The sequence below is a fragment of the Luteimonas sp. MC1895 genome, assembly GCF_016457215.1.
Lineage (GTDB): Bacteria > Pseudomonadota > Gammaproteobacteria > Xanthomonadales > Xanthomonadaceae > Luteimonas.
This window is the reverse complement of the sequence record NZ_JAEMDY010000001.1, coordinates 306,324-332,291: the sequence shown is the minus strand read 5'-3', so window position 1 is coordinate 332,291 and position 25,968 is coordinate 306,324. Positions and strand designations below refer to the sequence as shown.

Sequence of the window (25,968 nt, the reverse complement as noted above, 5' to 3'; positions counted from 1 at the left end):
CGAAGGATAAGGCATTGACCACCGCCATCACCGCAGACCGCGCCCTCCACGACGACAGCCGCGAGCGCCTGGCGCGGCTGGAAGGCATCGCCGGCCAGCTGCTGGAGCGCTGCCGCGCCGCCGGCGCCAGCCAGGCCGAAGTCTCCTGCAGCGAGGACCGCGGCCTGGAGGTCAACGTGCGCATGGGCGAGGTCGAGTCGGTGGAATCGACCCGCGACCGCGGGATCGGGGTCACGGTCTACTTCGGCAAGCGCAGGGGCAGCGCCAGCACCGCCGACCTGCGCGAGGAGAGCCTGGCCGCCACCGTCGAGCAGGCCTGCGCGATCGCCCGCCACACCGAGGACGATGCCGCCTCGGGCCTGGCCGATGCTTCGCTGATGGCGCGCGACCCGCGCGAGTTCGACGCCTGGCATCCCTGGGACATCGACGCGCGGCAGGCGATCGAGCTGGCGCTTGCCGCCGAGCAGGCCGGTCGCGACGCCGATCCGCTGATCGCGAATTCGGACGGTGCCGGCGTGGGCAGCGGCGCCTCGCTGTCGGTCTATGCCAACTCGCACGGCTTCGTCGGTGCCGAACGCGCCAGCCACCACAGCCTGTCGTGCGCGCTGATCGCCGGCGAAGGCGACGCGATGCAGCGGGACGGCTGGTACAGCTACGCGCTGGCCCCGGGCGACCTCGAGCCCGCGGCCGCGATCGGGCGCAGCGCGGCCCGGCGCACCGTCGAGCGGCTCGATCCGCGCCCGCTCGCCACCGGCCGCTACCCGGTGCTGTTCTCGGCCGAGGTGGCGCGCTCGCTGATCGGCCACCTGCTGGGCGCGGTCTCGGGCGGCGCGCTCTACCGTGGCGCCAGCTTCCTGGTCGACGCCGCCGGCACCCGGCTGTTCCCGGACTGGTTCGCGATCCACGAGCGTCCGTTCCTGCAGCGCGGCCTGCGCTCGGCGGCCTTCGACGCCGAAGGCGTGGCCACCCGCGAGGCCCCGCTGGTGGAGGCCGGCGTGCTGCAGCGCTACGTCCTCGGCAGCTACAGCGCCCGGCGCCTGGGCCTGGAGACCACCGCCAACGCCGGTGGCGTGCACAACCTCGAGGTCGCCGCGAACGCCGGCAGCCTCGAAGACATGGCGCGCGACATGGGTCGTGGCCTGCTCGTCACCAGCCTGATGGGGCAGGGCGTCAACACCGTCACCGGCGACTACTCGCGTGGCGCGGCGGGCTTCCTGGTCGAGGGCGGCACGATCGTGCATCCGGTCGACGGCATCACCATTGCCGGCAACCTGCGCGACATGTTCATGGCGATCGAGGCGGTCGGCCGCGACGTCGATCCACGCTCGCACATCCGCACCGGATCGATCCTGGTGGGCGCGATGACCGTGGCCGGCGTGGGGTGATCAGACTTTACTTTCACGATTTGCGGCGATAGCTTGTCCCCCGTTACAGGGGGAAAACTCGATGCAGATCAGGGACGTCCACGGAACGGGAGTTCCGGCGTGAGCGCGCAGCTTGCTGCGCAGCCTTCGGGCTACATCCAGGCGCAGATGACGCGCCTGCAATCCGAACTCGCCCAGGTCAGGACCCGTTCGCAGGGTGCTGTGGCCAAGGTGCGGGAAGGCAACGAGCGAATGCTCTCCTCCGCGGCATCCGCCATCGCCGCCGATTCCGCTCGAAGCTGCGATGCGGCGGCCGCCGCTGCGCTTGAGCGCGCTCGCCGTGGTGCCTGGCCCGCAGCGCTCACGCTGTCGGCCCCCTGGGGCCCCGGCCGTCCGCAGGCGCTGTGCTGGATGGGAGTGCTGGTGGCCGTTCCCGTGGTCGCGATGCTGCTTGGCATGGGCGGTCTGCTCATGTTGATCGCCGTGGCGGGCGCGTATGCCTGGCTGGTGCACTGGGGGCGGCGGCGAGAGGCCGAGCGCGCCAGCGCGTCCGAGCGCGCTGCGATCGAGGGCTTTCGCGCACTGCGGCCACAGCTGCTGGCGTTCGATGTGAAAAGCAGCGCCGATCCCGACTATCCGTACAGCGCCACTATGGCGCCGGTCGGTAATGGCGAGAGTTTCTCCCAGGACATCCGGACCGACACGAAGACGTACGGACCACAGTTCGGCGCCACGTTCCTCGGCCTGCGTGACGGCGCGCGCAACCTCTTGATCCTGGTTCGCCTTCCGGTGGACGGGTTCTCCCTGCAGGCCATCCCGTTCAACGACCTCCAGCGTGCGGACCCGCGCTGGGCGGTCTGGTCGGGACTCGCGGAAGGGCTCGCCGCAGGCGCCGTGCAGCACGCCACGGCCATCAAGCGCTTCGCCGAAGAGGTGGGTGACTGGCAGGCCGAGCTGTCGCGGGCGCGCCTGATCGAGCAGCGGATCGAAACCCTGTCCGGGCAGGAGCAGGCCTGGTCCGACGTGGCCCTGCCGGCCGAAACGCTCGACGCGATCCTGAGCCTCGTGGATTCCTTCAAGTCGGGTCGCCCCGTCAAGGGCATCCTGCTGCATGGCCCGCCGGGCACCGGCAAGACCCTGATCGCGCGCAAGCTTGCCCAGCATGCCGGATGCAATTTTGTCTCCGTCGGGATCGCCGACCTGAAGGCTCCGCATATCGGCGAGACCGGGCCCCGCGTGCGCGAGGTCTGGGAGCGCTGCCGGAAGGGGGCGCCGACGATCCTGTTCATCGACGAGTGCGAAAGCGTGTTTGCCGCCCGCGGCTCGAACACCACCGATGCGTTCGGAAACGAACTGGTGCAGACCTTCCTGGCCGAGTGGGACGGCTTCAACCAGTGCGCGGGGGAGGTGTTCGTGATCGGCGCCACCAATCGCCACGAGCTGCTCGACAACGCGGTCATGTCGCGCTTCACCGAGTCGATCGAGATCCCCGCACCCGACGCGCATGGACGTGAGCGCATCCTGGCCAACGAAATCGCCAAGGCGCGGCTGCACTTCGCGCCGACCGAAGACATGGTGCGCGAGACCGCGGGCATGTCCGGGCGTGACATCCACACGCTGGTGTCGAAGATCGTCGCCAGCCACCTGCACGGCGAAGTGACCCGTGAGGACTTCGCCGCTGAAGTCCGCAAGCTGCGGGGCAAGCAATCCACCTCGGTCGAGCGTCTGGGCTGGGACGCGCTGGTGTTGCCGGAATCGACGCTGGCCGAGTTCAGGAGCCTGGGGCGGGAGCTCGTCCACGCCGAAGAACTGCGCAAGCTGGGGGTCGGCGTGCCGCGCGGCATCCTGCTGTACGGCCCGCCGGGGACCGGCAAGACCCAGGTCGCGCGCGTGCTGGCCTCCGAGTCCGGCCTCGCCTTCATCGCGGCCAGCTCCAGCGAACTCAAGGCGGGCTACACCGGCCAGTCCGGCGGACTGGTCCGCCAGCTGTTCGAGAAGGCACGCGCCCAGGCCCCGTGCATCCTGTTCCTCGACGAGCTCGACACCGTCGCCCGCTCGCGCGGCGACGGAGACAGCTTTACCGGCGAGATCGTGGCGCAGCTGCTGCAGGAACTCGACGGTGTGGCGACGAAGAAGGGCCAGGTATTCCTGCTCGCTGCCAGCAACCATCCCGGGAGCATCGACAGCGCGCTGCTGTCGCGGTTCGAGCGCCGCATCGAGATCGGACTGCCCGACGAGCCGGCCCGCGCAGCGATTCTCGCACTGCAGCTTGCCGGAAAGCCGCTGAGTTTCGAGGTGGAAGCCGCATGCGTAGAACTCGCCAGGCGCACCGGCGGATTCTCGGGCCGTGACCTCCAGTCGCTTGTCACCACGGCGACGCGTCGTGCGCTGCAGCGCGCGATACAGGAGACCGGGGATCCACGCACATTCACGCTAGTCATTGACGACCTTGAAACTAGTCTGGCGGCCTGAACCAGATCGCCACAGCTGCACCTAACTAATAGCGAAAGGGGGTTCTCCATGCGTATCCTGTTGGCTCTTGTCGTTGCGTTGATTGCTGCAGTCGTCGCCTCGTTCATCACGGGCATGTTGGGCTTGGGCTTCCTGAGCTCGCTGGTGTCGATTGGCGTGTTTATCGTCGTTTTCTTCATGATGAAGCGTGGTGCGCCCATTGGGTCGTCCCGGGTTCCGGACGGGTTCAACGCCGACTTCGCCCACGAAAATATTGCGATTGACACTGCGTCCGGCAAGCTGTGGCTCCGCGACAAGAGCGGCGCGTCGACAGTAGTGGACAAGGGAGATGTTCTGCGCTGGAACTTGGCCTTCATGTCGCGAGGCGCCATCCATCTCGACAGCCGGCTTGAGGTTCATGTGCGTGACCTGAAGCGCCCCAAGTTCGAGGTCCCGTTCCGTCGGCATGGGGAGACTTGGAAGTGGGGTGCGGCGCGGAACCATGCCGAGGCGGAGGAGTGGGTCTCCCGCCTGACGACCTGGGTCCAGACCAGTTGATCTAGTCGCGCCGGGCAGGCCGTCCCGGCCATGCGCTAGGGCCGGCGGGGTCCGTGCCGGCCCCCACCCATCGCGATCGCACATCCGATGGCGGGCGGGAGTGACGTGCTAACGTCGGGGAGACCCATCCTGACGGGGAGGCGCGACATGTTCGACCAGGACCATCACGACGACGCACCACGGGTGGCGGCCGGAGGCGCCATCGATCCGCAGCAGCGCCAGTGGGCGATGTTCGCGCACCTCTCCGCGCTGCTGGGCGGGCTGCTCACCACGGCCTGGGGCGGCAGCATCGGCTGCTTCATCGGCCCGCTGGTGATCTGGCTGCTCAAGAAGGACACCATGCCCTTCGTCGGCGACCAGGCCAAGGAAGCGCTGAACTTCAACATCACCGTGGCGATCATTTTCCTGGTGCTGTTCCTGATGACGATCTTCACCCTGGGCATCGGCATCATCATCACCGGCCCGCTGTTCGTGGTGGTCGGCCTGTCCTGGCTGGTGTTCACCATCATCGCGGCGATCAAGGCCAACGATGGCATCGCCTACCGCTATCCGCTGACGCTGCGGCTGATCAAGTAGCCGCCAGGGCCGCGGCCACGCGCCGCTGCCGTCTCAGTGCGAGCGCTCGACCGCCAGGCGGCCGAGCGCGGCCAGCAGGTCACCGCGCGGCCCCAGGGGTTCCAGCATCGCGTCCATGGTGCGCGCCAGCGCGTCGAGCCGGGCGCGCGAGGCGTCCAGGCCGATGATTGCCGGGAACGTCGCCTTGTCCTGGGCGGCGTCCTTGCCCGCGGTCTTGCCCAGCGTGGCGCTCTCGCCCTCGACGTCGAGCAGGTCGTCGCGGATCTGGAAGGCGAGGCCGAGCGCGTCGGCGTACGCATCCAGGCGCGCGCGGTCGGCGTCACCGGCACCGGCGGCGATCGCGCCCATGCGCACGGCGGTGCGGATCAGCGCGCCGGTCTTGAGGGTGTGCAGCTGCTCCAGCGCGTCGATGCCGGCCGTCGATGCCTGGCCGGTCGCGGCGAGGTCCAGCGCCTGGCCGCCGCACATGCCGCCGGCACCGGCGGCGAGCGCGAGTTCGCGCAGCATCGCCACGCGCGCGGCGTCGCTGCAGCGGGCCTCGGCGAGCACCGCGAAGGCCAGCGACTGCAGCGCGTCGCCGGCCAGGATCGCGGTGGCCTCGTCGAAGGCGACGTGGACGGTGGGCTGGCCGCGGCGCAGGGCGTCGTCGTCCATCGCCGGCAGGTCGTCGTGGACCAGGGAGTAGGCGTGCACCAGCTCGATCGCGGCGGCGGCCGCGTCGAGCGCGGACGGGTCGGCGCCGAACGCGGTCCCGGTGGCGTAGGCCAGCAGTGGACGTATGCGCTTGCCGCCGAGCAGCACGGCGTGGCGCATGGCCGCGCCCAGGCGCTGTTCGGCGGCGGGGTGGTCGGTCAGCGCGGACGCGAGCACGCCGTCGATCCGGCTGCGCCAGGCGTCGAGCTGCGCGGCGGCCGTGCCGCCGGTCGCGTCAGGCATCGTCGCCAAGGGCGGGGAACGAGGTTCCGGAGTCAGGCTGTTGCGGATCGGTCAGCAGGCGCACGCGCAGCTCGGCGGCTTCGAGCGCCTGCTGGCAGCGGCGGTAGAGGCCGACGCCGCGCTCGTAGGCGGCGAGCGAATCCTCGAGGCTCATGTCGCCGTGCTCCATCTTGCCGACGAGCTGCTCGAGGGCATCGAGCGAGGCTTCGAAATCGGCGACCGGAGAGCCGGCGTTGGCGGTATCGGCGGGGTCTGGCATGGCCTCGAGTTTACTCCAGCTGCCGCCAGCGCAGGCGCGCGCCATGGTCGCGAAGCCAGTCGCACAGCGTGGCCGACAGCAACCGGTCGCCGGCGGCCAGCACGCGGCCCTCGTGGTCGGACAGCAGCGGCATGCGCGTGCGTTCCCATGGCGGGACGCCGGCGTCCTGGAGCAGGTGCTTGAGGGCGTGGGAGTGGGTGCGCCCGGGCAGCTGCAGGCGCTCGCCGCCGCGCCGCGCGTGCACGCGCAGGGGCGTCGCGAAAGCTTCGGCGCCGTCCAGCGCGAGCTCGCCGCCACCCGGGATCGGCAGCGGCGTCCGGCCGTCCCAGAGCTGCGACCAGTCGGCCGGCAGGGATGGTGCCGCGGGCACCGCGTGCAGCCCGTCGCGCCAGGCGCGCAGGCACGCATCGGCCCAGCGGACTTCCCCTGCGCTGTCGCTACGCGCACCGAGCAGGGTGTCGACGGCTTCAACCGCCGTGGCCGGCAGCGGTGGCAGCCCCAACCCGGCGGCCCAGGCCCGCACGAGGCGTGCCCGTCGCGCGGCCGGCAGGGCGCGCAGCGGCGCCAGCGGCAACCGGCGCGCCTGCCGGCCGCCGGTCGCGTCGGCCAGCACGGCATCGAGCACCGCGCGGTCATCGTCGGCCAAGAGGTCGGCCGCCTGGGCGCACAGCGTCGCGCTGCGGGCCAGGGCGGCATCGGCGCCCGGCCAGCGCTGCCGCAGCAGCGGCATGACCTGGTGGCGCAGCAGGCTGCGGGCGTGGGCGGGCTCGGCATTGGCCGGGTCCTCGATCCAGGACAGGCCGTTCGCCCGCGCCCAGGCCTCGAGGCCGGCGCGGGGCTGGCCAAGCAGCGGACGCCACATCCAGCCTGGTCCAAACCGCCGCCAGGGCCGCATCGCGGCCAGGCCTTCGGGGCCGGAGGCACGCAGCGCGCGCAGCAGGAAGGTCTCGGCCTGGTCGTCCAGGTGGTGGGCGAGCGCGAGCACCTCGTCCGCGTCCAGCGCGGCGGCGAAGGCCGCGTGCCTGGCCTCGCGCGCCGAGGCCTCAAGGCCGAGCCCGCTGTCGCGCGCCACCTGCACCCGCAGCACCCGCAGCGGAACGCGGAGCGCCGCACATGCGGCATCGCAGCCGGCGGCCCAGTCATCCGCGGCGGCGTGCAGCCGGTGGTGCACGTGGACCGCGCGCAGGCCGCGCGCGCGGATCGCCGGCAGGGCGGCGAGCCGGTGCAGCAGCACGGTGGAGTCGAGCCCGCCGCTCAGCGCGACGACGATCCCCCCGTCGGCATCCCCGTCGGGGACGGTGAACAGTGCGTCCGGGAGCGTCGGATCCATGGCCTCGGCTGCGCGGCGCACGCGCCTGCGACGCGGAGGCGGCTCAGGCCGCCTCGTAGGCCCCGTAGCCGCGCAGGCGCCGGTAGCGCTTGTCTACGAGCACGTCGGCCGGCAGCGCCTCGAGCGCATCGAGCTGGTTGAGCAGCACCGCCTTGAGCCGCAGCGCCGTCTGCCGCGGGTTGCGGTGCGCGCCGCCGATCGGCTCGCGCACCACCTTGTCGACCAGGCCCAGGCCGTGCAGGCGCTTCGCGGTCAGGCCGAGCTGCTCGGCGGCGTCCTTGGCCTTGCCCGCGTCCTTCCACAGGATCGACGCGCAGCCTTCGGGCGAGATCACCGAATAGGTGCTGTATTCCAGCATCACCGTGCGGTCGCCGACGCCGATCGCCAGCGCGCCGCCCGAGCCGCCCTCGCCGATCACCGTGCACACGATCGGGGTCTTCAGCTCGGCCATCTCCATCAGGTTGCGGGCGATGGCCTCGGACTGGCCGCGCTCCTCGGCGCCGATGCCGGGGTAGGCGCCGGGCGTGTCGATGAAGGTCAGCAGCGGCAGCTTGAAGCGCTCGGCCATCTTCATCAGGCGCAGCGCCTTGCGATAGCCCTCGGGGCGCGGCATGCCGAAGTTGCGGCGCACCTTCGCCTTGGTGTCGCGGCCCTTCTGGTGGCCGATGATCATCACGCTGCGGCCGCCGATGCGGCCGATGCCGCCGACGATCGCGGCGTCGTCGGCATAGGCGCGGTCGCCGGCGAGCTCCTGGAACTCGTCGCAGACGTAGCGGATGTAGTCGTTGGTATAGGGCCGCGCCGGGTGGCGCGCCAGCTGCGACACCTGCCACGGCGTGAGGTCGCGGAAGATCTGCGCGGTGCGCAGGCGCAGCTTGTCCTGCAGCGTCCGCAGTTCGGCGTCGATGTTGACGGCGGGGCCGGAGCTGGCCTGGCGCAGGTCCTGGATCCTGGCTTCCAGGTCGGCGATGGGCTGCTCGAAGTCGAGGTAGTTGGGATTCATCGGCGTGGCACAGCGTGGAAAGCCGCCAGTCTAGCCGACCGCCTCCCTGTGGGAGCCGCTACAGCGGCGATCGGACCGCCAGCGGTCGATCGACGGCGCTCCGTCGGGCGGGGTCGCCGCTGTAGCGGCTCCTGCAGGTGTCGGGTCAGGTGGCCCAGGGCCGCTGGCCCATGGCGACATGGGCGGCGCGCACGCCGTCCTCGCCGCGCAGGCGGTCGACCAGGTCGGGGTCCACGCGCACCGACTGGCTGCCGTCGAGATCCAGCGTTCCGGCGGCACCCGCGGCCAGAAGCAGGTCGAGGCGCAGCGAGGTCGGGCCGGGACGCTGCGGCGACAACAGCGCCTCCACGCGCTCCATGGTCCCCGGCACCGCCAGGTCCAGCCGCAACGACAGCCGTCGCGCCGACTGGTTGCAGACCTCATGGAAATCCCAGGCCCGGCGCGCGCGCAGCGAGAAGCCGCCGCTGAACTCGTCCTCGCGCAGGCCCCCCTCGACAACCACGATGCGGCCGGTGGTCAGCAGCGGCGCGTGTTCCATCCAGGCCTCGGAGAAGAAGGCGCATTCGATCCGGCCGCGACCGTCTTCCAGGACCACGAAGGCCTGGCTCTCGCCGCGCTTGCGGATGCCGGTGACCTGGCCGGCGAGGATCGCGGTGACCTCCTGGCGCCAGCCGCCGCGGCCGCCCTCGCCGTTGCCGTTGCCACCCTTGCGCATGGAGCTGCCCGATTCCCACAGCGCATCCAGCTGCCCGAGGTCGGCGCCGACCAGGGCCTGCAGCTCCTTGCGATAGGGATCGAGCGGATGCCCGCTGAGGTAGTGGCCGAGCGTGTCGCGCTCGCCGGCGAGCTTCTGCGCCAGCGGCCATTCCGGGACCTCGGGCAGGCTGATCTGCGCCGCCGCGGCCTCGGGCTCGGCGAAGCCGCCGAACAGCGAGGCCTGGCCGGCCTCGCGCTCGCGCGCCAGCTGGTCGACGGCCTTGAGCACCTCGGGCAGCTGCAGCATCAGCGAGGCGCGGTTCGGGCCCAGTGCGTCCAGCGCACCGGCGTTGACCAGGGCTTCGAGCGTGCGGCGATTGAGCCGGGCCGGGCCGGTGCGGCGGCAGAAGTCGAGCAGGTCGACGTAGGCACCGCCGGTGCCGCGCTCGGCGGCGATCGCCTCGCAGGCGCCCTGGCCGACGCCCTTCACCGCGCCGAGGCCGTAGCGCAGCGTGCGTGGATCGTTGGCCTCGAACATGTAGGACGAATGGTTCACGTCCGGCGGCAGCATCTCCAGGCCGAGCGTGCGCGCCTCGGCCAGGAAGCCGACCACCTTGTCGGTGCTGTCCATGTCGCTCGACAGCACCGCGGCCATGAACTCGGCGGGATAGTGCGCCTTGAGCCACGCGGTCTGGTAGGACACCAAGGCGTAGGCCGCGGCGTGCGACTTGTTGAAGCCGTAGCCGGCGAACTTTTCCAGCAGGTCGAAGATCGGCCCGGACACCCTGGGCTCGATGCCGTGGGTCAGCTGCGCGCCGTCCTCGAACTTGGCGCGCTCGCGCGCCATCTCCTCGACCTTCTTCTTGCCCATCGCGCGGCGCAACAGGTCGGCGCCGCCCAGCGAGTAGCCGCCGAGGATCTGGGCGGTCTGCATCACCTGTTCCTGGTAGACCACCACGCCGTAGGTCGGCGCCAGCACGGGTTCCAGCAGCGGATGCGGATACTGCACCTCGGCGCGCCCGTGCTTGCGCTCGATGAAGTCGGGGATCAGGTCCATCGGGCCCGGGCGGTACAGCGAGACCAGGGCGATCAGGTCCTCGAAGCGGTCGGGCCTGGCGCGCTTGAGCAGCTCGCGCATGCCGCGCGATTCGAACTGGAACACGGCCACGGTGTCGCCGCGCGCGAACAGCTCGTAGGTCTTGGTGTCGGTCAGCGGCAGGCTGGCGATGTCGAGCGGCGGCGCGTCGTCGCCGGCATGGCGCCGGTTGATGGCTTTCACGGCCCAATCGATGATCGTCAGCGTGCGCAGTCCGAGGAAGTCGAACTTCACCAGGCCGATCGCCTCGACGTCGTCCTTGTCGAACTGGGTCACCGGGTTGCGCCCGGCGCCGTCGCCATCGTGCTCGGCGAACAGCGGGCAGAAGTCGGACAGCGGCGAGGGCGCGATCACCACGCCGCCGGCGTGCTTGCCGGCGTTGCGCGTGAGGTCCTCGAGCTGCAGCGCGAGGTCGATCAGCTCGCGCACGTCGTCCTCGTCGCCGTAGCGCGCGATCAGCTCGTCCGAGCGCCAGGCGTCGTCCTTCTTCCCCTTCTCGGTGCGCCCCAGGGCGTCGGGCAGCGACACGCCCAGGGTCATCGGCACCAGCTTGGCGATGCCGTCGACCAGTCCGAACGGGTAGCCCAATGCGCGCCCGGCGTCGCGCACCACGGCCTTCGCCGCCATGGTGCCGTAGGTGATGATCTGGCTGACGCGGTCGCGGCCGTACTTGCGCGCGACGTAGTCGATCACCTCGTCGCGGCGGTCCATGCAGAAGTCGATGTCGAAGTCGGGCATCGACACGCGTTCCGGGTTGAGGAAGCGCTCGAACAGCAGGTCGTAGGGCAGCGGGTCGAGGTCGGTGATCTCCAGCGCCCAGGCCACCAGCGAGCCGGCGCCGGAGCCGCGGCCCGGTCCGACCGGGATGCCCTGTTCCTTGCCCCAGCGGATGAAGTCCGAGACGATCAGGAAGTAGCCCGGGAAGCCCATCCGGATGATGACGTCGAGCTCGGTCTCCAGCCGCGCGGCGTAGCTGGCGCGGTCATGGCCTTCGGCCAGCGGCGCGTGTTCCAGGCGGCGCGCGAGGCCGTCGCGGGCCTCGCTGCGGATCCACGAGTCGAGCGTGTGCTGGTCGGGGACCGGGAAGGCCGGCAGGTGGTAGGTGCCCAGGCGCAGCTCGAGGTTGCAGCGCTGCGCCAGCGCGACGGCGTTGTCGATCGCGTCGGGCACGTCGGCGAACAGCGCCGCCATCTCCTCGCCGGACTTCAGGTACTGCTCGGCGGTGTACTCGCGCGGTCGGCGCGGATCGTCGAGCACGCGGCCGGAGGCGATGCAGACCCGCGCCTCGTGGGCCTCGAAGCCTTCGCGATCGATGAAGCGCACCTCGTTGCCCGCCACCACCGGCACCGCGCACAGCGACGCGGCCTGGAGCGCGAAGTCGTTGAACGCGGCCTCGTCGGCGAAGCCGGCGCGCGCCAGCGTCAGGTGCAGCCCGTCGCCGAACACGCCGCTCCAGTCGCGCACCCAGGCCTCGGCCTGGTCGTGGCGGCCGCCGGCCACCAGCCGTCCGGCCGGGGACTGGCGGCCGGCGAGCGCGAACAGGCCGGCATGGTCTTCGCGCAGCCAGTCCGGGCGCACCACCACGCCGTCGTGGCGCTGGCCCTCCATCCACGCGCGGGTCAGCAGGCGCGACAGTGACAGGTAGCCGTCATGGTCGCGGCAGAGCAGGGTGAGGGTCGCCGGCGGCTCGTCGCCCTCGGCCATGCTGATGTCGGCACCGGCGATCGGCTTGATCCCCGCGCCTTCGGCCGCGCGGAAGAATTTCACCAGCGAAAACAGGTTGTTGCGGTCGGTCACCGCCACCGAGGGCTGGCCCATGGCCACACAGCGCTTGACGAGTTCCGGAATCCGGATCGTCGAATCGGCGAGCGAGTACTCGCTGTGCAGGGTCAGGTGGACGAAGCGTCGGGACATCGCGGGGCCGCAGGTGCAGCAGGCAGGGTAGGGGCCTGCCCACCTGCGGACAAGGCTTGACACCCGCGGCGTTGCGGGAGCGCCTCAATGCACGCGGAACAGCGTCGCCGCGCCGTGGTGCAGGTAGCTGTCGGCCCCGCGCATGGCGACGTGCGCGCGCAGCGCGAGTTCGGCCCGGCGTGCTTCCAGCCACTCGTCGCGCCCGAACGCGAAGCGGCGCGGGCGCTCGCCGCGCAGCAGCGCCTCTTCGGCGCGCAGGCGACGGAAGTCGAAGTAGGCCTCGACGTCGGCCGCCAGCTCCGGCCAGGCGATGTCCAGCAGGACGGCGGTGTCCAGTCCGCCGATCACCGGGACCGCGTCGGGCACCAGGCGGTCGCGTCCACGCGCGTAATCGGCCAGCAGCGCGATGCGTTCCAGCTGGCCCGGGCCCAGCTGCCAGCCCGGCTCGTCGACCAGCATGCGCAGCGCCTGCAGGCAGCGGCGGCGCTGGCGGATGCAGGGCGCGCGCGGACGGCCCGCATAGGTACTGGCGAGGCTGCGCGAGGCGCTGGCGATCGCATCGAGGCTGGGAATGTCGTCCCTGTCGGCGAGCGCACGCGCGACCGACTCGAAGCGCGCCAGGCTCCGCGCCGCGGGCTCGGCGCCCGCGATGCGGTGGCGCCGGGCCATGGCCGGCCGGCTGGCGGGCAGGGGCAGGTTGTCGAGGATGGCGTACATGACGCGCTCCACAGCGACGCGCCGGCTCGGCGCTGTCGGAGTCTCGCGCGGCCGTCGCCCGGAAGCTTGAGGTAAACCGCCGGGCCAGGTGATGGAATCGCGATGGAAGCCGGTTTTCCCTGCATGGCGCGTTTATTCCTTTTCCGCTGCCACGCGCACCCGCGAGGGAGCCTGCAATGCCGGACGAGGCGCGCATCTACCGCTTCGGTGACATCGAGGTCGATACCGCCGCCCACCGCGTCCTGCGCATGGGCCGCGAGCTGGCGCTCGAGCCCAAGGCCTATGGTGTGCTCCTCGCGCTGCTCGCCCGGCACGGGCACGCGATCACCCGCGACGAGCTGCTGGACCAGGTCTGGGGCCATCGCCACGTCACGCCCGGGGTGCTGAACCGGGTGGTGGCGCAGCTGCGCAAGGCCCTGGGCGACGAGGCCGAACACCCGCGCTACATCCAGACCGTGCACGCGGTCGGCTACCGCTTCATCGCGGTACCCGAGGTGCTGGCCGTCGAGGACCCGGCCACGGAAATTTCCGCGCCGCCGCAGTCCGGGGGAATTTTCCGCTGGGCGCGGCGGGCGACGGACGTCGCGGCGCGCCGGCCCCCGGCCCGGCGGACCTGGCTGCGGCACCTCGCCGTCGTCCTCGCGATCGTCCTGGCGCTGGCCTGGTGGCAGCGGCCGGAGGACGCGCCGGCCGATGGCGCGGCGATCGCGCTGCGCCCCTTCACCGCGCTCGGCGGCGCCGAGGACGAGGCCTGGTTCGCCGAAGGACTCGCCGTGGAGATGCACGACGCCCTGGCGTCGGTGCCGGGACTGCGGGTGGCGGCGCTGATGGCGTCCACCGACCCGCGGCGCGATGCCGATGTGCGCGAGCTGGGTCGCGAGCTCGGCGTCGACGCCATCCTGGACGCCAGCATCCGCCGCGAAGGCGACCGGGTGCGCATCAACGCGCGCCTCAGCGACACCGCCACCGGCTACGTGCTCTGGAGTCGCGGTTACGAGCACTCGATGGCCGAGGTCTTCGCCACCCAGGGCGCGATCGCCGGCGAAGTCGTCGAGTCGATGCTGGGATCGATGCCGGAGGCCCGCGAGTCGCTGCGCACCCGGCTGGCGCCCACCCGGAACGTCGCGGCCTTCGATGCCTACCTGCGTGGCCGCCACCTGCAGCGGGCGACCCGTGGACGCGTGCAGCAGCTGCAGGCCGCGGAGGCCTTCCGCGCGGCGCTGGCCGAGGATGCGGACTTCGCGCTTGCGCAGGCGGCCCTGTGCGCCACCGAGGCGCGCCGCTTCGAATACTGGAACGACAGCGAGGCCCATGCCCGTGCGCGCTCGGCCTGCGCGCGGGTCGAGGACATGCGTCCGCTGCCGCCCGAGGCCGCGCTGGCCCTCGGCAACCTCGGCCGCATCGACGGCCGGCTGGACGAGGCCGAGCGCTATTTCCGGCTGGCCGGTACGGCGCCGGGCAGCGGCGCCCTGGCCGAGGTCGGCCTGGGCAAGGTCGAGGCCGCGCGGGGGCGCCAGGACCGCGCCCAGGCCCATTTCCGCGCGGCACTGGCACGGGCGCCCGACGACGCGCTGGTGCACGCCGAGGTCGGCTTCCAGGCCTACCGCGATGGCCGGCTGGAGGACGCGATCGCCCGCTACCGCCGGGCGGTGGAGCTGGCACCGGGACACGCCGGCCACTGGAACACCTACGGCTTCCTGCAGCTGCTGGCGGGTCACCCGGACGAGGCCACGCGCGCCTTCAAGCGCTCGATCGCGATCGAGCCCGGCGCCGACGTGCTGGCGAATTTCGCCACCCTGCGCGCACAGGCCGGCGCGCATGCCGAAGCGGTCGCGCTGTACCGGCGCGCGCTGGAGCTCGATCCGGACGACCACCTCAACTGGGGCCGGCTCGGCGACGGGCTGGCCGCCAGTGGCGCGCCGCCGGCGGAGGTCGCCGATGCCTACCGCGAGGCGCAGCGGCGCGCCCGCCAATACCTCGCGCTGGATCCCGGCAACGGCGGCGCGATGGCCGCGCTGGGCTGGTACAGCGCCAATCTCGGCCGTCGCGACGAGGCCCTGGCGCTGGTGGCACGCGCGCGCGCGGCCGGGCGGGGTGATCCGGCGGACGTCGCGCTCCACAACGCGGCGACGCTGGCACTGCTCGGCGACCGCGACGGCGCGGACCGCGAGCTCACCCGTGCGCGGGACGCGGGGATGGCCGAGGTGCGCATCCGCGCGCGCCCGGGGCCGCGTTGATGCGCGCGGCGCAGGGGCTGGCGGCGCGCCGTCAGGTCGCGAGGGCGAGCGGGCAGCCGGCCGCGGCGAACAGGTCCGGCGTCGCGGCCTCGCGCACCGGTGCGAAGCTCCTGCGGTGCTGTGGACAGGGCCCGTGTGCGCGCAGCGCGGCCAGGTGGGCCGGCGTGCTGTAGCCCTTGTGGCCGTCGAAGCCGTAGGCGGGGAACTCCCCGTGCAGCGCCACCATCGCGCGATCGCGGGTGACCTTGGCCAGGATCGAGGCCGCGGCGATGCTGCGATCGCGCGCGTCGCCATCGACCCAGGCCTCGGCCGCGCAGGGCAGGCCCTGCGGGATCGCGTTGCCGTCGATGCGGGCCAGGCCCGCCACGTGCGCCACCGCCTCCATCGCGCGGCGCATGCCGAGCATGGTCGCGTGGTAGATGTTGATGCGGTCGATCTCGTCGGCCTCGATCGCGACCACGTGCCAGGCCAGCGCACGCTCGACGATCCGCGCGTACAGGGCCTCGCGGCGCGCCGCGGTGAGCTGCTTGGAATCGTCGAGGCCGTTGATCCGCGGGCGCGCCGGGTCGAACACCACGGCCGCCACCACCACGGGCCCGGCGAGCGGACCGCGGCCGGCCTCGTCGATGCCGGCCACCAGCGAGGAGATCGCCGGCGTGCTGCAGGGCGCCGGCCGTGCGCGGACCCCCGCCAGCGGCGCGCGCTGCCTCACGGCGCCGCCTCGACCGGTACCGACACATGGCGCGGGTCGAGCAGCCCGATGACCGCGGCCGCCGCCTCGCGGGAGGCGTCGCGGCGCAGCAGCAGGTGCAGCTCGCGGTAGCGCGGCTCCAGCGCCTCGACCGCTTCGGGCTGCGAGAACCAGGCGAGCACCGCGTCGGCGAGCGCGCGCGGGGTGCACAGGTCCTGCATCAGTTCCGGCGCGATGGTCTCGCCCGCCAGCACGTTGGGCAGGGCGTAGCGGTCGACCTTGAGCAGCCCGAGTCCCTTGACGATGGCGTGGGTGGCTGGCGCGATCCGGTAGCCGACGACCATCGGCCGCTTGGCCAGCATCGCCTCGAGCGTGGCGGTGCCCGACGCCAGCAGGACCACGTCGGCCGCGACCATCGCCTCGCGCGCGGTGCCGTCCAGCAGGCGCACCCGCGCGGCAGCCCCCGGCGGGGGCAGCAGCGCGTCCAGGGCGTCGCGGCAGGCGGCGTTGGCCGCGGGCACCAGCACCTGGAGCCCGGGGACCTGCTCCGCCACCAGTTCCGCGGCCTGCAGGAAGGCCGGCGCCAGGCGCTCGATCTCGCCCAGGCGGGAGCCCGGCAGCGCCGCCAGCACCGGCGCGTCCTGGTCGACGTCGAGCGCGATGCGCGCGCCGCGGCGGTCGGGATTGAGCGGCATGGCGTCGGCCATCGGATGGCCGACGAAGCGCGCGTCGACGCCGTGGCGGGCGTAGATGGCCGGCTCCATCGGGAACAGGCAGAGCACGCGGTCGGCGCTGCGGCCGATCTTCGCCGCGCGGCCCTGCCGCCAGGCCCAGACCGAGGGGCTGACGTAGTGCACCGTGCAGACGCCGCGGGACTTGAGCTGGCGCTCGAGTCCGAGGTTGAAGTCGGGCGCGTCGATGCCGATGAAGACGTCGGGCTTCCACGCCAGCAGGCGACGGCGCAGGCCGCGGCGCAGGCGCAGCAGCCGCGGCAGGTGGGCCAGCACCTCCGACAGCCCCATGACCGCCAGCTCGCCGGCATCGTGCCAGGCGTCCATCCCGGCGGCGCGCATCGCGTCGCCGCCCACGCCGACGAACTGCGCATCGGGAAAGCGCTCGCGCAGGGCCTCGACCAGGCCGGCACCCAGCAGGTCGCCGGACGCTTCGCCAGCAACCAGCGCGAAGCGCGGCCCCGCCGCGCTCACCGCAGCAGCGGCCGGTCGCCGCCCTCGATGAAGTCGAGCATCAGGCGCACATCGTCGCTGCCTTCGGCCAGTTCGACCAGCCGCGCGCGGGCCTCGTCCAGCGCCTCGCCGGACATGTAGACCGCGCGGTAGGCGCGCTTGATCGCCGCGATCCGCTCGGGGTCGAAGCCGCGGCGCTTCAGGCCCTCGGCATTGATGCCGCGCGGGCGGCCGTAGCCGTCCTGCGCGACCATCAGGAAGGGCGCCACGTCGCCGTTGACGAAGGCGCCCATGCCGATGAACGCGTGGTCGCCGATGCGGCAGAACTGGTGCACGCCGGCGAAGCCGCTGAGGATCACGTGGTCGCCGACCACGACGTGCCCGGCGAGGGTGGCGTTGTTGGAGAAGATGCAGTGGTTGCCGATGACGCAGTCATGCGCCACGTGGGTATAGGCCAGCAGCCAGTTGTCGTCGCCGATCCGGGTCACCCCGCCGCCGTCGCCGGTGCCGCGGTTGAGCGTGGTGAATTCGCGGATGACGTTGCGGTCGCCGATCTCCAGGCGCACCGGCTCGCCGCGGAACTTCTTGTCCTGCGGCTCGCCGCCGATCGCGGCGTGGCCGTGGACGTGGTTGTCGCGGCCGATGCGCGTGGGGCCCGTCACGCTGCAGTGCGGGCCGATGCGCGTGCCGGCGCCGATCTCGACGCCCGGGCCGACGATGGTGAAGGCGCCGATGCTGGCGCCCTCGCCGATGACGGCCGACGGATCGACGATCGCGCTGGCGTGGATCGCCGCGGCGGCCATCTCAGGCATCGACCTCGGCGCAGAGGATCTCGGCGCTGGCCACCTGGCCGCCGTCGACGCTGGCGACGCCGGAATAGAGGGTCATGTTGCGGATCTCGCGCTTCACCGTGACCTCGATGTCGAGGCGGTCGCCGGGGACGACCATGTTGGCGAAGCGCGCGTTGTCGACCTTCACCAGGTAGGACAGCCGGCCCACGTGGCTGGCACCGCCGCGCGCCAGCTGGGTGAGCACGCCGCCGCCCTGGGCCATGGCCTCGATCACCAGCACGCCCGGCATCACCGGGCGGTCGGGAAAGTGGCCCTGGAAATAGGCCTCGTTCGCGGTCACGTTCTTGTAGGCGAGCACGCGCCTGGCCTCCGCGTCGAACTCGACCACGCGGTCGAGCAGCAGGAAGGGGTAGCGGTGCGGCAGCATCGTGCGGATGCCCTCCACGCCAATGGGAAACGTGAACTTGCCGACGGTCATGTCTTCTCCTTGCCGAGCGCCTGCACCTGGCGGGCGAGCGCGTCGAGTTGCCTGAAACGGGCCGCGCTCCTGCGCCAGCTCCGGTTGTCCATGAGCGGCGTGCCCGACGAGTACTCGCCGGGCGCGTCGATCGAAGCCGTGACCAGGGCCATCGCGGTGATGGTGACCCGGTCGCAGATGCTGATGTGCCCGACGATGCCGGCGGCGCCGCCGATCAGGCAATAGCGGCCGATCGTGGTGCTGCCCGCCACCGCGACGCAGCCAGCCATCGCGGTATGCGCGCCGATGCGCACGTTGTGGGCGATCTGGATCTGGTTGTCGAGGCGCACGTCCTCCTCGAGCACGGTGTCCTCGATGGCGCCGCGGTCGATGGTGGTGTTGGCGCCGATCTCGCAGTCGTCGCCGATGCGCACGCCGCCCTGCTGCGGGACCTTGATCCAGCGGCCGGCGTCCATCGCCAGGCCGAAGCCGTCGGCGCCGAGCACGGCGCCGGGATGGACCAGCACGCGCTCGCCCAGGCGCACGCGGCGCACCAGGGTCACGCGCGCCACCAGGCGGCTGCCGGCGCCGACCACGCAGTCCTCGCCGATCACGCAGCCCGGACCGACGATGGCCCCGGGTCCGATGCGCGAACGCGCGCCCACGCAGGCCAGCGGGCCGATCTCGGCGGAGGGATCGACCTCGGCGGAGTCGTCGACGACGGCGGAGGGGTGCACGCCGGGCTGCGCCGCCGGCACCGGATCGAACAGCGCCGCGATCTTCGCGAACGCGACATACGGATCGCGCGCGACCAGCAGCGTGCGATCGAGGTTGGCGGCGTCATCCTCGCGGACCAGCACCACGCCCGCGGCCGAGCCGGCCAGCTGGCTGCGGTAGCGCGGGTTGGACAGGAACGAGAGCTGGCGCGGTCCGGCGCCGGCAAGGGTCGCCACCGACTCGACCACCGCCTCGCCATCGCCGCGCAGCGCCAGCCCGAAGCGTTCGGCCAGCGCCGCCGCCGTGAGCGTCGTGGGCTGCATGTCCGCGTCGCCGGCGGCTAGAACGCGCCGCCGAAGGTGAACTGCAGGCGCTCCAGCTCGTCGCCGTCCTCCTTGCGCAGCGGCATGGCGTAGCTGATCGAGATCGGACCCACCGGCGCGCGCCACATCAGCGCCACGCCCGCGGACGCCCGCAGCTCGCCGGCATCGAAGGCATCGACATCCTTGAAGACATTGCCGAAGTCGACGAAGGCCGAGACGCGCGCGGCGGGGGAGTCGAGCAGGGTGGGGAAGAACATCTCGAGCGAGCCGATGGTTTTCACCGCGCCGCCGATGACCTGCTGGTAGCTGCTGTTCCAGGCGGCCTCGCGCGGGCCCAGCGTGTTGTCGCGGAAGCCGCGCACCGAGCGTGCGCCACCGGCGTAGAAGTTCTCGAAGAACGGCAGGCCGTCGGCCACCGCCACGCGCGGGATCGGGTCGCCGGTGGGCGGCGCATTCGCGTCGGCGGGGATGTAGGGGTCGTAGACGATGCCGACGCGCGGATCGCCGTAGCTGTCGCCATAGCCCAGCTCGAGCCGCGTGTTGAGCACCACCGCGCGCGACAGCGGCCAGTACTTGGAGAACTCGTAGTTGAGCTTGTAGTACTCGGCGGTGGAGCCGGGCAGGGTGACTTCGGCCGAGACGCGCTGCAGGGTGCCGCGGGTGGGCTGGAGGAAGTCGTTGCGGGTGTCGCGCGCCCAGCTCACCTCGCCGCGCCAGGCGTGGAAGGTGCGCTGGCCGATGACGTCGATGTAGTCGACGATCGACTGCGGCGAGCTGCCGCGGAAGGCGAAGATCTGGTTGCTGTCGATGCCGAACATCGCCGAGACGGTGTCGTGCTCGGTGATCGGCACGCCCAGCACCATCTGCGCGGCGCGGCTGGTCGACGAGTACTGCGCGGTGTTGAACTCGGAGTTGTCGAATTCGCGCCACCACAGGTTGTAGCCCAGCGACAGACCGCTGTCGTTGAAGTACGGGTTCATGTACGAGAACGAATAGCGCTGCAGGTAGACGTTGCGCTGCGCCTCGATCGAGATCCGGTTGCCGCTGCCGAGGAAGTTGTTCTGCGACAGCTGCACCGACGTGGTCATGCCGCTGAGCTGCGAATAGCCCACGCCGAACATGAAGCTGCCGGACGTGGTCTCGGTGACGCTGAACTCGACGTCGACCTGGTCGTTGCTGCCGGGGACCGGCTTGCTCTCGACGTTGACGCTGCCCGATTCGAAGAAGCCCAGGCGCTGCAGGCGCACCTTGGAGCGGTCGATCGCGGCCTGCGAGTACCAGGCGCCCTCGAACTGGCGCATCTCGCGGCGCATCACCTCGTCGGCGGTGCGGCTGTTGCCCTTGAACACGATGCGGCGGACGCTGACGCGCGGGCCGGGGACGACCTGCAGGTTGATGTCGACGCGGCGGTTCTCGCGGTCCACCTGCGGCACCACGTTCACCTGGGCGAAGGTGTAGCCGATGTTGCTGAGGGTCGCCGAGATCTGGTCGGAGCTGAACTCGAGCAGGGCGCGCGAGAAGGTCATCTCCGGCTGCAGCAGCACCAGGCGCTCGATGTCCTCCTTCGGCAGGATCGTGTCGCCGGTGACCTCGATCGAGTCGACGGTGTACACCTCGCCCTCGGTCAGGCCGGCGGTGATGTACATGTCGCGCTTGTCCGGGCTGATCGCGACCTGGATGTTGTCTTCGCTGAAGTCGACGTAGCCGCGGTCGAGGTAGAAGTTGCGCAGCTTCTCGCGGTCGCCCTCGAGCTTCTCGCGCGAGTACTGGTCGTCGCGGCGGTACCAGCTCAGCCAGTTGCTGGTGCCGGACTCCCAGGTGTCGGTCAGGGTCTCGTCGTCGAAGGTCTCGTTGCCGATCAGGTTGATGTGGCGGATGCGCGCGGCCTTGCCTTCGTCGACCTTGATGCCCACGTCGACGCGGTTGCGGTCCAGCGGCGACACCGTGGGCGTGATCTGGACGTTGTACTTGCCGCGGTTGTTGTACTGCCGGGTGAGTTCCTGGGTGACGCGGTCCAGCGCCAGGCGGTCGAAGGTCTCGCCTTCGGCCAGGCCGATGTCGGTCAGGCCCTTGGTCAGGTCCTCGGTCTTGATGTCCTTGTTGCCGGTCAGCGTCAGCTTGTTGATCGCCGGGCGTTCCTTGACCTGCAGCACCAGGATGTCGCCCTGGCGGCCGGCGCTGACGTCCTCGAAGAAGCCGGTCGCGTATAGGGCCCGGATGGCGTCGCCGATCCGGCTGGCATCGACCGTGTCGCCGCGCTCGATCGGCAGGTAAGTGAAGACGGTGCCGGCGCCGATGCGCTGCAGGCCGTCGACGCGGATGTCGGACACGGTGAACGCGCCGGGCACGGGTGCCGCGGCCGGCTGGGGTGCGACGCCGAAGGCGGCCTGGGGGTCGACCGGCTGCTGGGCCCAGGCCGGCGCTGCGAGCGTCGAGGCGAGGGCGATGGCGAGCAGGCGGCGGTTCGGGAATCGCGTCATCAATGGCGTCCGGTCTGGCGTTGCGTGGGGGTGGGGCGGTGGGTCCGGCGGTCTTGCATGCGGCGTCATCGCACCAGTTGCAGGATGTCGTTGTAGAACGCCAGGCCCATCAGGCCCGCGAGCATCGCCAGGCCGACGTACTGCCCGGCGATCATGGCGCGCTCGCTCAAGGGGCTGCCCTTGACCAACTCGATAAGGTAATACAACAGGTGACCGCCGTCCAAGATCGGGATCGGCAGCAGGTTGATGATCGCCAGGCTCAGCGAGAGCAGGGCGAGGAAGTTCAGGAACCAGGCCGGGCCCAGGTTCGCGGAGGCGTTGGCATAGCGGGCGATCGTGATCGGCCCGGAGACGTTCTCGACCGACGCCCGGCCGCTGGCCATGCGCCAGACCATGCCCACGGTGTCGCGGGCCAGACGCCAGGTCTCGCCGAAGGCCGCGGGTACGGCCGCGATCGGCCCGTGGCGCAGGGTGGCGTCGTGTTCCGCGCCGGCGCCGGCATCGGGTTCGATGCCCAGGGCCCAGAAGGGCTCGCCGCCGTCGGTCGGGGTGGCCAGGGACGGAACGATCTCCAGCGCCAGCCGCTCACCGTCCCGGTCGACCTCGACCATGCCGCCGCCGCCCTGTTCGCCCAGCGCCTGCACCAGCGGCCGGATGTCGGAGAACGCGTGCACCGACGTGCCGTCGATCGCGGTGATGCGGTCGCCCTCGGCCAGAACCCCCCACGCGGCGCCATCCTCGACCACCCGGCCGACGTCCGCGGGGCGCACGAAGGCCTGCGGCACCAGGCCGATGGCCTGCATCGCACGGCGCTGGTCCAGCTCGGCCGGCAGGGTGGACAGGCGCAGGCTGCGTGACGCGTCCTGGCCGGCGGCGGTGCGCAGCCGCACCTCCACGTCGCGGCGGTCGATGGCGGCGGTCACCAGCGCCATCGAGGCCTCGCTCCAGGTGGGCGTGGCGCGGTCGTCCACGGCCAGCAGGGTGTCGCCGCGCGCAAGGCCGGACGCCGCCGCCACGCCCTGCACCTGGCCGAGCACGGGCTGGTAGTCGGGGCGCCCGATCACGAACATCGTCCACAGCAGGGCCACGCACAGCAGCAGGTTGGCGGCCGGGCCGGCGGCGACGATGGCGATCCGCTGCCAGACCGTCTTGCGGTTGAATGCGGCGTCGCGTTCGTCCGCGCCCACGTCGCCTTCGCGCTCGTCGAGCATGCGCACATAGCCGCCCAGCGGCAGGGCCGCGATGACGTACTCGGTGCCGTCGCGGCCCAGGCGGGTCCACAGCGGGCGTCCGAAGCCGACCGAGAAGCGCAGCACCTTGACGCCGTTGCGGCGCGCCACCCAGAAATGGCCGAATTCGTGGAAGGTCACCAGCACGCCCAGGCTGACGATCATCCACCAAACCGAACCGAGGAACGTCATCATGGCGTGCTCGTCAGGAGCCCTGGCGGGAGAGGGCGGCGCGGGTGCGGTGGCGGGCCTGGGCGTCGGCCTCGCGCAGCGCGTCCAGCGACGCGGCGGGGACGGCCGGCAGCGCGGCCAGCGCGTCCTCGACCAGGGCGGGAATGGACAGGAAGCCGATCCGGCCCTGAAGGAAGGCTGAAACCGCCTCCTCGTTGGCTGCGTTGAGCACCGCGGGGGCCGTACCGCCGGCGCGCAGCGCGTCGAAGGCGAGGCGCAGGCAGGGAAACGCCGCGGTGTCCGGGGCCTGGAAGTCCAGCCGCCCCTGGGCCAGCAGGTCCAGCCCGCCGACCCCCGAGGCGATCCGTCGCGGCCAGCCCAGGCCGACCGCCAGCGCCGTGCGCATGTCCGGCAGACCCAGCTGGGCGAGGGTGGATCCGTCGACGAACTCGACCAGCGAATGCACCAGGCTCTGCGGGTGCACCAGCACGTCGATGCGGTCGGCCGGCAGGCCGAACAGGTGGTGGGCCTCGATGACCTCCAGGCCCTTGTTCATCAGGGTGGCCGAGTCGACCGAGATCTTCGGGCCCATCGACCATTTCGGATGGGCGACGGCCTGGGCCGGTGTCACGTCGGCCAGCGAGGCGCGATCGCGGCCGAGGAAGGGACCGCCCGACGCGGTCAGCACCAGCCGGCGCACGTCGGCGCAGTCGCCGTCGGCAGGCAGGCACTGGAAGATGGCGTTGTGTTCGCTGTCGATCGGGATGATCCGCGCGCCATGCCCGCGGGCGGCGGCCATCACCAGCTCGCCGGCCAGCACCAGGGATTCCTTGTTCGCCAGCAGCAGGCGCTTGCCCGCGCGTGCGGCGGCCAGGGTCGAATCCAGCCCGGCGGCGCCGACGATCGCGGCGACCACGGTGTCGCTGCCGCCGTCGGCGGCGAGCGAGGCGATGGCGTCCATGCCCGCATGGGCCCGCGTCGCCAGGCCGGCCTCGCGCAGGCCTTCGCGCAGGCGGGGCAGCGCGGTCTCGTCGGCGATGGCGGCGTCGTCGGGCCGGTGCCGGCGGCAGGCGTCGAGCAGCGCGTCCACCTGCTGGCCGGCGGCGAGCACCGAGGCCCGCATCGCGTCCGGATGCCGGGCGATGACGTCGAGCGCCGAACCGCCGATCGAGCCGGTGGCGCCGAGGACGGCGACGCGCTGCATCAGAAGCCCAGCCAGATCTTGCCGAGCGCGAACACCGGGAGTGCGGCCAGCACGCTGTCGATGCGGTCCATGACGCCGCCGTGGCCCGGGATCAGGTTGCCCGAGTCCTTGACCCCGACATGGCGCTTGAGCAGGCTTTCGAGCAGGTCGCCGACCACCGAGAACAGCACCGTGAGCAGGCCCACCAGCGCCACCAGCGGCAGCTGGGCCACGCCGGTGCCGAGGATCCACGCACCGACCACCGCCACCAGCACGCCGAGCAGCGCGCCGCCGACCAGGCCGGCCACGGTCTTGTTGGGGCTGATCCGCGGCGCCAGCCGGCGCTTGCCGAAGGCGCGCCCGGCGAAGTACGCGCCGGTGTCGGTGCCCCAGACGATCATGAAGGCCAGCAGCAGCCAGCCGGGGCCGTCATTGTGGAGGAGGGCGAGGCCACACCAGGCGGGCACCACAGCCAGGGTGGCGGCGGCAAGCTTGAACACCCGCGCATGCGTGTCGTGGTCGGAGGCGAAGTCGTAATGCACCAGCCACAGCATGGCCAGCAGCCACCAGACCACGCCCACGACCACCGCGAGCTTGAACAGCACGAGGGTCGCGGCCGTGCCGCCGGTGCCCCAGACCAGCGCCACCATCAGCATCAGGTTCAGCACCAGCAGGGCGCTGCGGGCCAGGGAATCGTCCACCTCGGCCAGGCCGAACCATTCCCACAGGGCGGCGAGGAACACGATCGCCGCGGCCAGCATCATCCAGGGCGTGGGCAGGAGCAGCACGGCGGCGATGGCCACCGGGGCCATCACGAGCGCGGCGAGGACGCGGGTACGGGTCATTGGGCCTCCATGGGATTGGCCGTGGCCACCTGGTCTGCGGTCAGTCCGAAGCGCCTCTCGCGGCCGGCGAAGACGTCCAGCGCCTGCTGGAGGGTCGCTGCGTCGAGGTCCGGCCAGAGCACGTCGGTGAACCAGAGTTCGGTATAGGCGAGCTGCCAGAGCAGGAAATTGCTGATCCGCACGTCGCCGCCGGTGCGGATGAACAGATCCGGCGGCGGCAGGTCGGACAGGGCGACGTGGCGCGCGATCGCCGCCTCGTCGATGTCGTCGGGGCGCAGGCGTCCCTCGGCCACCTCGACCGCCAGCGCACGCGCGGCGGCGGCGATGTCCTGGCGTCCGCCATAGCTGGCGGCGATGGCCAGGGTCAGCCGGTGGTTGCCGGCGGTCAGGGCCTCGGCGGCGTCCATGCGCGCGATGATCCCGGCGTCGAAGCGGCCGCGTTCGCCGATGAAGCGCACGCGCACGCCGCGGCGATGCAGCTCGGCCACCTCGCGGTCGAGCGCGTTGAGGAACAGCTTCATCAGCGCGCCCACCTCGTCGGCCGGGCGGCCCCAGTTCTCGCTGGAAAACGCGAACAGGGTCAGCGCCGCGATCCCGCGCTCGATGCAGAAGTCGATGCACAGGTTGACCGCGCGCGTGCCGGCGCGGTGGCCGATCATGCGCGGCCGGCGCCGGCGCGCAGCCCAGCGCCCGTTGCCATCCATGACGATGGCGACGTGGCGCGGGACGGCGGTGGTCGTGGCGGACGGGGCGCTCATGC

General features: G+C 71.9%; 21 protein-coding genes. 5 read left to right on the top strand and 16 right to left on the bottom strand.

Going from position 1 to position 25,968, the window contains the following annotated elements:
* Positions 1-14 precede the first annotated feature (14 nt).
* From pmbA to JG616_RS01430, 4 genes are all read left to right on the top strand, one after another.
* Positions 15-1,385 (top strand): metalloprotease PmbA, encoded by a 1,371-nt coding sequence (gene pmbA, locus JG616_RS01445; protein WP_199362186.1) that lies wholly within the window; start codon positions 15-17, stop codon positions 1,383-1,385.
* Between the two features lie 99 nt (positions 1,386-1,484).
* A complete protein-coding gene (locus JG616_RS01440; RefSeq protein WP_343224958.1) occupies positions 1,485-3,836 on the top strand; it encodes an AAA family ATPase in 2,352 nt (783 codons plus the stop codon).
* A gap of 48 nt (positions 3,837-3,884) precedes the next feature.
* Positions 3,885-4,373, top strand: coding sequence for a hypothetical protein (locus tag JG616_RS01435; protein WP_199362185.1), 489 nt, complete (start codon positions 3,885-3,887; stop codon positions 4,371-4,373).
* A gap of 147 nt (positions 4,374-4,520) precedes the next feature.
* Positions 4,521-4,949, top strand: a complete 429-nt coding sequence (locus tag JG616_RS01430; RefSeq protein WP_255527455.1) for a DUF4870 domain-containing protein — start codon at positions 4,521-4,523, stop codon at positions 4,947-4,949.
* 33 nt (positions 4,950-4,982) lie between these two features.
* On the opposite strand, the gene JG616_RS01425 is transcribed toward JG616_RS01430, so the two are convergent.
* From JG616_RS01425 to JG616_RS01400, 6 genes are all read right to left on the bottom strand, one after another.
* The gene (locus tag JG616_RS01425; protein ID WP_199391440.1) at positions 4,983-5,885 is read right to left on the bottom strand and encodes a farnesyl diphosphate synthase; all 903 of its coding nucleotides are present in this window, start codon (positions 5,883-5,885) and stop codon (positions 4,983-4,985) included.
* Positions 5,878-6,144: an exodeoxyribonuclease VII small subunit gene (locus tag JG616_RS01420; RefSeq protein WP_199362183.1), complete on the bottom strand. Its 267-nt coding sequence runs from the start codon at positions 6,142-6,144 to the stop codon at positions 5,878-5,880. Before JG616_RS01420 ends, JG616_RS01425 begins: the two co-directional genes overlap by 8 nt.
* Before the next feature lie 10 nt (positions 6,145-6,154).
* Positions 6,155-7,474, bottom strand: coding sequence for a tRNA lysidine(34) synthetase TilS (gene tilS / locus JG616_RS01415; RefSeq protein ID WP_199391439.1), 1,320 nt, complete (start codon positions 7,472-7,474; stop codon positions 6,155-6,157).
* A 43-nt stretch (positions 7,475-7,517) separates the two neighbouring features.
* The gene (locus JG616_RS01410) at positions 7,518-8,477 is read right to left on the bottom strand and encodes an acetyl-CoA carboxylase carboxyltransferase subunit alpha (protein WP_199391438.1); all 960 of its coding nucleotides are present in this window, start codon (positions 8,475-8,477) and stop codon (positions 7,518-7,520) included.
* 145 nt (positions 8,478-8,622) lie between these two features.
* Positions 8,623-12,183 (bottom strand): DNA polymerase III subunit alpha, encoded by a 3,561-nt coding sequence (dnaE, locus tag JG616_RS01405; protein WP_199362180.1) that lies wholly within the window; start codon positions 12,181-12,183, stop codon positions 8,623-8,625.
* A gap of 84 nt (positions 12,184-12,267) precedes the next feature.
* A complete protein-coding gene (locus JG616_RS01400) occupies positions 12,268-12,900 on the bottom strand; it encodes a hypothetical protein (RefSeq protein ID WP_199362179.1) in 633 nt (210 codons plus the stop codon).
* 176 nt (positions 12,901-13,076) lie between these two features.
* On the opposite strand from JG616_RS01400, the gene JG616_RS01395 reads away from it, so the two are divergent.
* A complete protein-coding gene (locus JG616_RS01395; protein WP_199391437.1) occupies positions 13,077-15,137 on the top strand; it encodes a winged helix-turn-helix domain-containing protein in 2,061 nt (686 codons plus the stop codon).
* A 31-nt stretch (positions 15,138-15,168) separates the two neighbouring features.
* Here JG616_RS01395 and JG616_RS01390 read toward each other — a convergent pair whose 3' ends face one another.
* The 10 genes from JG616_RS01390 to uppS form a co-directional block, all read right to left on the bottom strand.
* Positions 15,169-15,831: a ribonuclease HII gene (locus tag JG616_RS01390; protein WP_207748911.1), complete on the bottom strand. Its 663-nt coding sequence runs from the start codon at positions 15,829-15,831 to the stop codon at positions 15,169-15,171.
* A 14-nt stretch (positions 15,832-15,845) separates the two neighbouring features.
* Positions 15,846-17,033, bottom strand: a complete 1,188-nt coding sequence (gene lpxB, locus JG616_RS01385) for a lipid-A-disaccharide synthase (protein WP_199391436.1) — start codon at positions 17,031-17,033, stop codon at positions 15,846-15,848.
* The gene (lpxA, locus tag JG616_RS01380) at positions 17,030-17,815 is read right to left on the bottom strand and encodes an acyl-ACP--UDP-N-acetylglucosamine O-acyltransferase (protein ID WP_199391929.1); all 786 of its coding nucleotides are present in this window, start codon (positions 17,813-17,815) and stop codon (positions 17,030-17,032) included. The genes lpxB and lpxA overlap by 4 nt, the downstream gene beginning before the upstream one ends.
* Position 17,816: 1 nt before the next feature.
* Positions 17,817-18,281, bottom strand: a complete 465-nt coding sequence (gene fabZ / locus JG616_RS01375) for a 3-hydroxyacyl-ACP dehydratase FabZ (RefSeq protein ID WP_199362175.1) — start codon at positions 18,279-18,281, stop codon at positions 17,817-17,819.
* Positions 18,278-19,300 (bottom strand): UDP-3-O-(3-hydroxymyristoyl)glucosamine N-acyltransferase, encoded by a 1,023-nt coding sequence (gene lpxD / locus JG616_RS01370; RefSeq protein ID WP_199391435.1) that lies wholly within the window; start codon positions 19,298-19,300, stop codon positions 18,278-18,280. The genes fabZ and lpxD overlap by 4 nt, the downstream gene beginning before the upstream one ends.
* A gap of 17 nt (positions 19,301-19,317) precedes the next feature.
* Entirely contained in the window at positions 19,318-21,780 is a 2,463-nt protein-coding gene (bamA, locus tag JG616_RS01365) for an outer membrane protein assembly factor BamA (protein ID WP_199362173.1), read from the bottom strand.
* A 65-nt stretch (positions 21,781-21,845) separates the two neighbouring features.
* A complete protein-coding gene (gene rseP / locus JG616_RS01360; RefSeq protein ID WP_199362172.1) occupies positions 21,846-23,204 on the bottom strand; it encodes an RIP metalloprotease RseP in 1,359 nt (452 codons plus the stop codon).
* A 10-nt stretch (positions 23,205-23,214) separates the two neighbouring features.
* Positions 23,215-24,399, bottom strand: a complete 1,185-nt coding sequence (locus JG616_RS01355) for a 1-deoxy-D-xylulose-5-phosphate reductoisomerase (protein WP_199391928.1) — start codon at positions 24,397-24,399, stop codon at positions 23,215-23,217.
* On the bottom strand, positions 24,384-25,208 hold the full coding sequence (locus JG616_RS01350) for a phosphatidate cytidylyltransferase (RefSeq protein WP_199362171.1): 825 nt from the start codon (positions 25,206-25,208) through the stop codon (positions 24,384-24,386). The genes JG616_RS01355 and JG616_RS01350 overlap by 16 nt, the downstream gene beginning before the upstream one ends.
* Positions 25,205-25,966, bottom strand: coding sequence for a polyprenyl diphosphate synthase (gene uppS, locus JG616_RS01345; protein WP_199362170.1), 762 nt, complete (start codon positions 25,964-25,966; stop codon positions 25,205-25,207). The genes JG616_RS01350 and uppS overlap by 4 nt, the downstream gene beginning before the upstream one ends.
* Between the last annotated feature and the right edge of the window lie 2 nt (positions 25,967-25,968).

Bases quoted from the DNA above. Each gene is read 5' to 3' on its own strand.
- lpxA (WP_199391929.1), bottom strand. From the start codon at position 17,815: ATGGCCGCCGCGGCGATCCACGCCAGCGCGATCGTCGATCCGTCGGCC.
- JG616_RS01430 (WP_255527455.1), top strand. From the start codon at position 4,521: ATGTTCGACCAGGACCATCACGACGACGCACCACGGGTGGCGGCCGGA.
- JG616_RS01420 (WP_199362183.1), bottom strand. From the start codon at position 6,144: ATGCCAGACCCCGCCGATACCGCCAACGCCGGCTCTCCGGTCGCCGAT.
- JG616_RS01435 (WP_199362185.1), top strand. From the start codon at position 3,885: ATGCGTATCCTGTTGGCTCTTGTCGTTGCGTTGATTGCTGCAGTCGTC.
- bamA (WP_199362173.1), bottom strand. From the start codon at position 21,780: ATGACGCGATTCCCGAACCGCCGCCTGCTCGCCATCGCCCTCGCCTCG.
- JG616_RS01400 (WP_199362179.1), bottom strand. From the start codon at position 12,900: ATGTACGCCATCCTCGACAACCTGCCCCTGCCCGCCAGCCGGCCGGCC.
- JG616_RS01350 (WP_199362171.1), bottom strand. From the start codon at position 25,208: ATGACCCGTACCCGCGTCCTCGCCGCGCTCGTGATGGCCCCGGTGGCC.
- rseP (WP_199362172.1), bottom strand. From the start codon at position 23,204: ATGATGACGTTCCTCGGTTCGGTTTGGTGGATGATCGTCAGCCTGGGC.
- fabZ (WP_199362175.1), bottom strand. From the start codon at position 18,281: ATGACCGTCGGCAAGTTCACGTTTCCCATTGGCGTGGAGGGCATCCGC.
- tilS (WP_199391439.1), bottom strand. From the start codon at position 7,474: ATGGATCCGACGCTCCCGGACGCACTGTTCACCGTCCCCGACGGGGAT.
- JG616_RS01395 (WP_199391437.1), top strand. From the start codon at position 13,077: ATGCCGGACGAGGCGCGCATCTACCGCTTCGGTGACATCGAGGTCGAT.
- dnaE (WP_199362180.1), bottom strand. From the start codon at position 12,183: ATGTCCCGACGCTTCGTCCACCTGACCCTGCACAGCGAGTACTCGCTC.
- uppS (WP_199362170.1), bottom strand. From the start codon at position 25,966: ATGAGCGCCCCGTCCGCCACGACCACCGCCGTCCCGCGCCACGTCGCC.
- lpxD (WP_199391435.1), bottom strand. From the start codon at position 19,300: ATGCAGCCCACGACGCTCACGGCGGCGGCGCTGGCCGAACGCTTCGGG.
- JG616_RS01425 (WP_199391440.1), bottom strand. From the start codon at position 5,885: ATGCCTGACGCGACCGGCGGCACGGCCGCCGCGCAGCTCGACGCCTGG.
- JG616_RS01410 (WP_199391438.1), bottom strand. From the start codon at position 8,477: ATGAATCCCAACTACCTCGACTTCGAGCAGCCCATCGCCGACCTGGAA.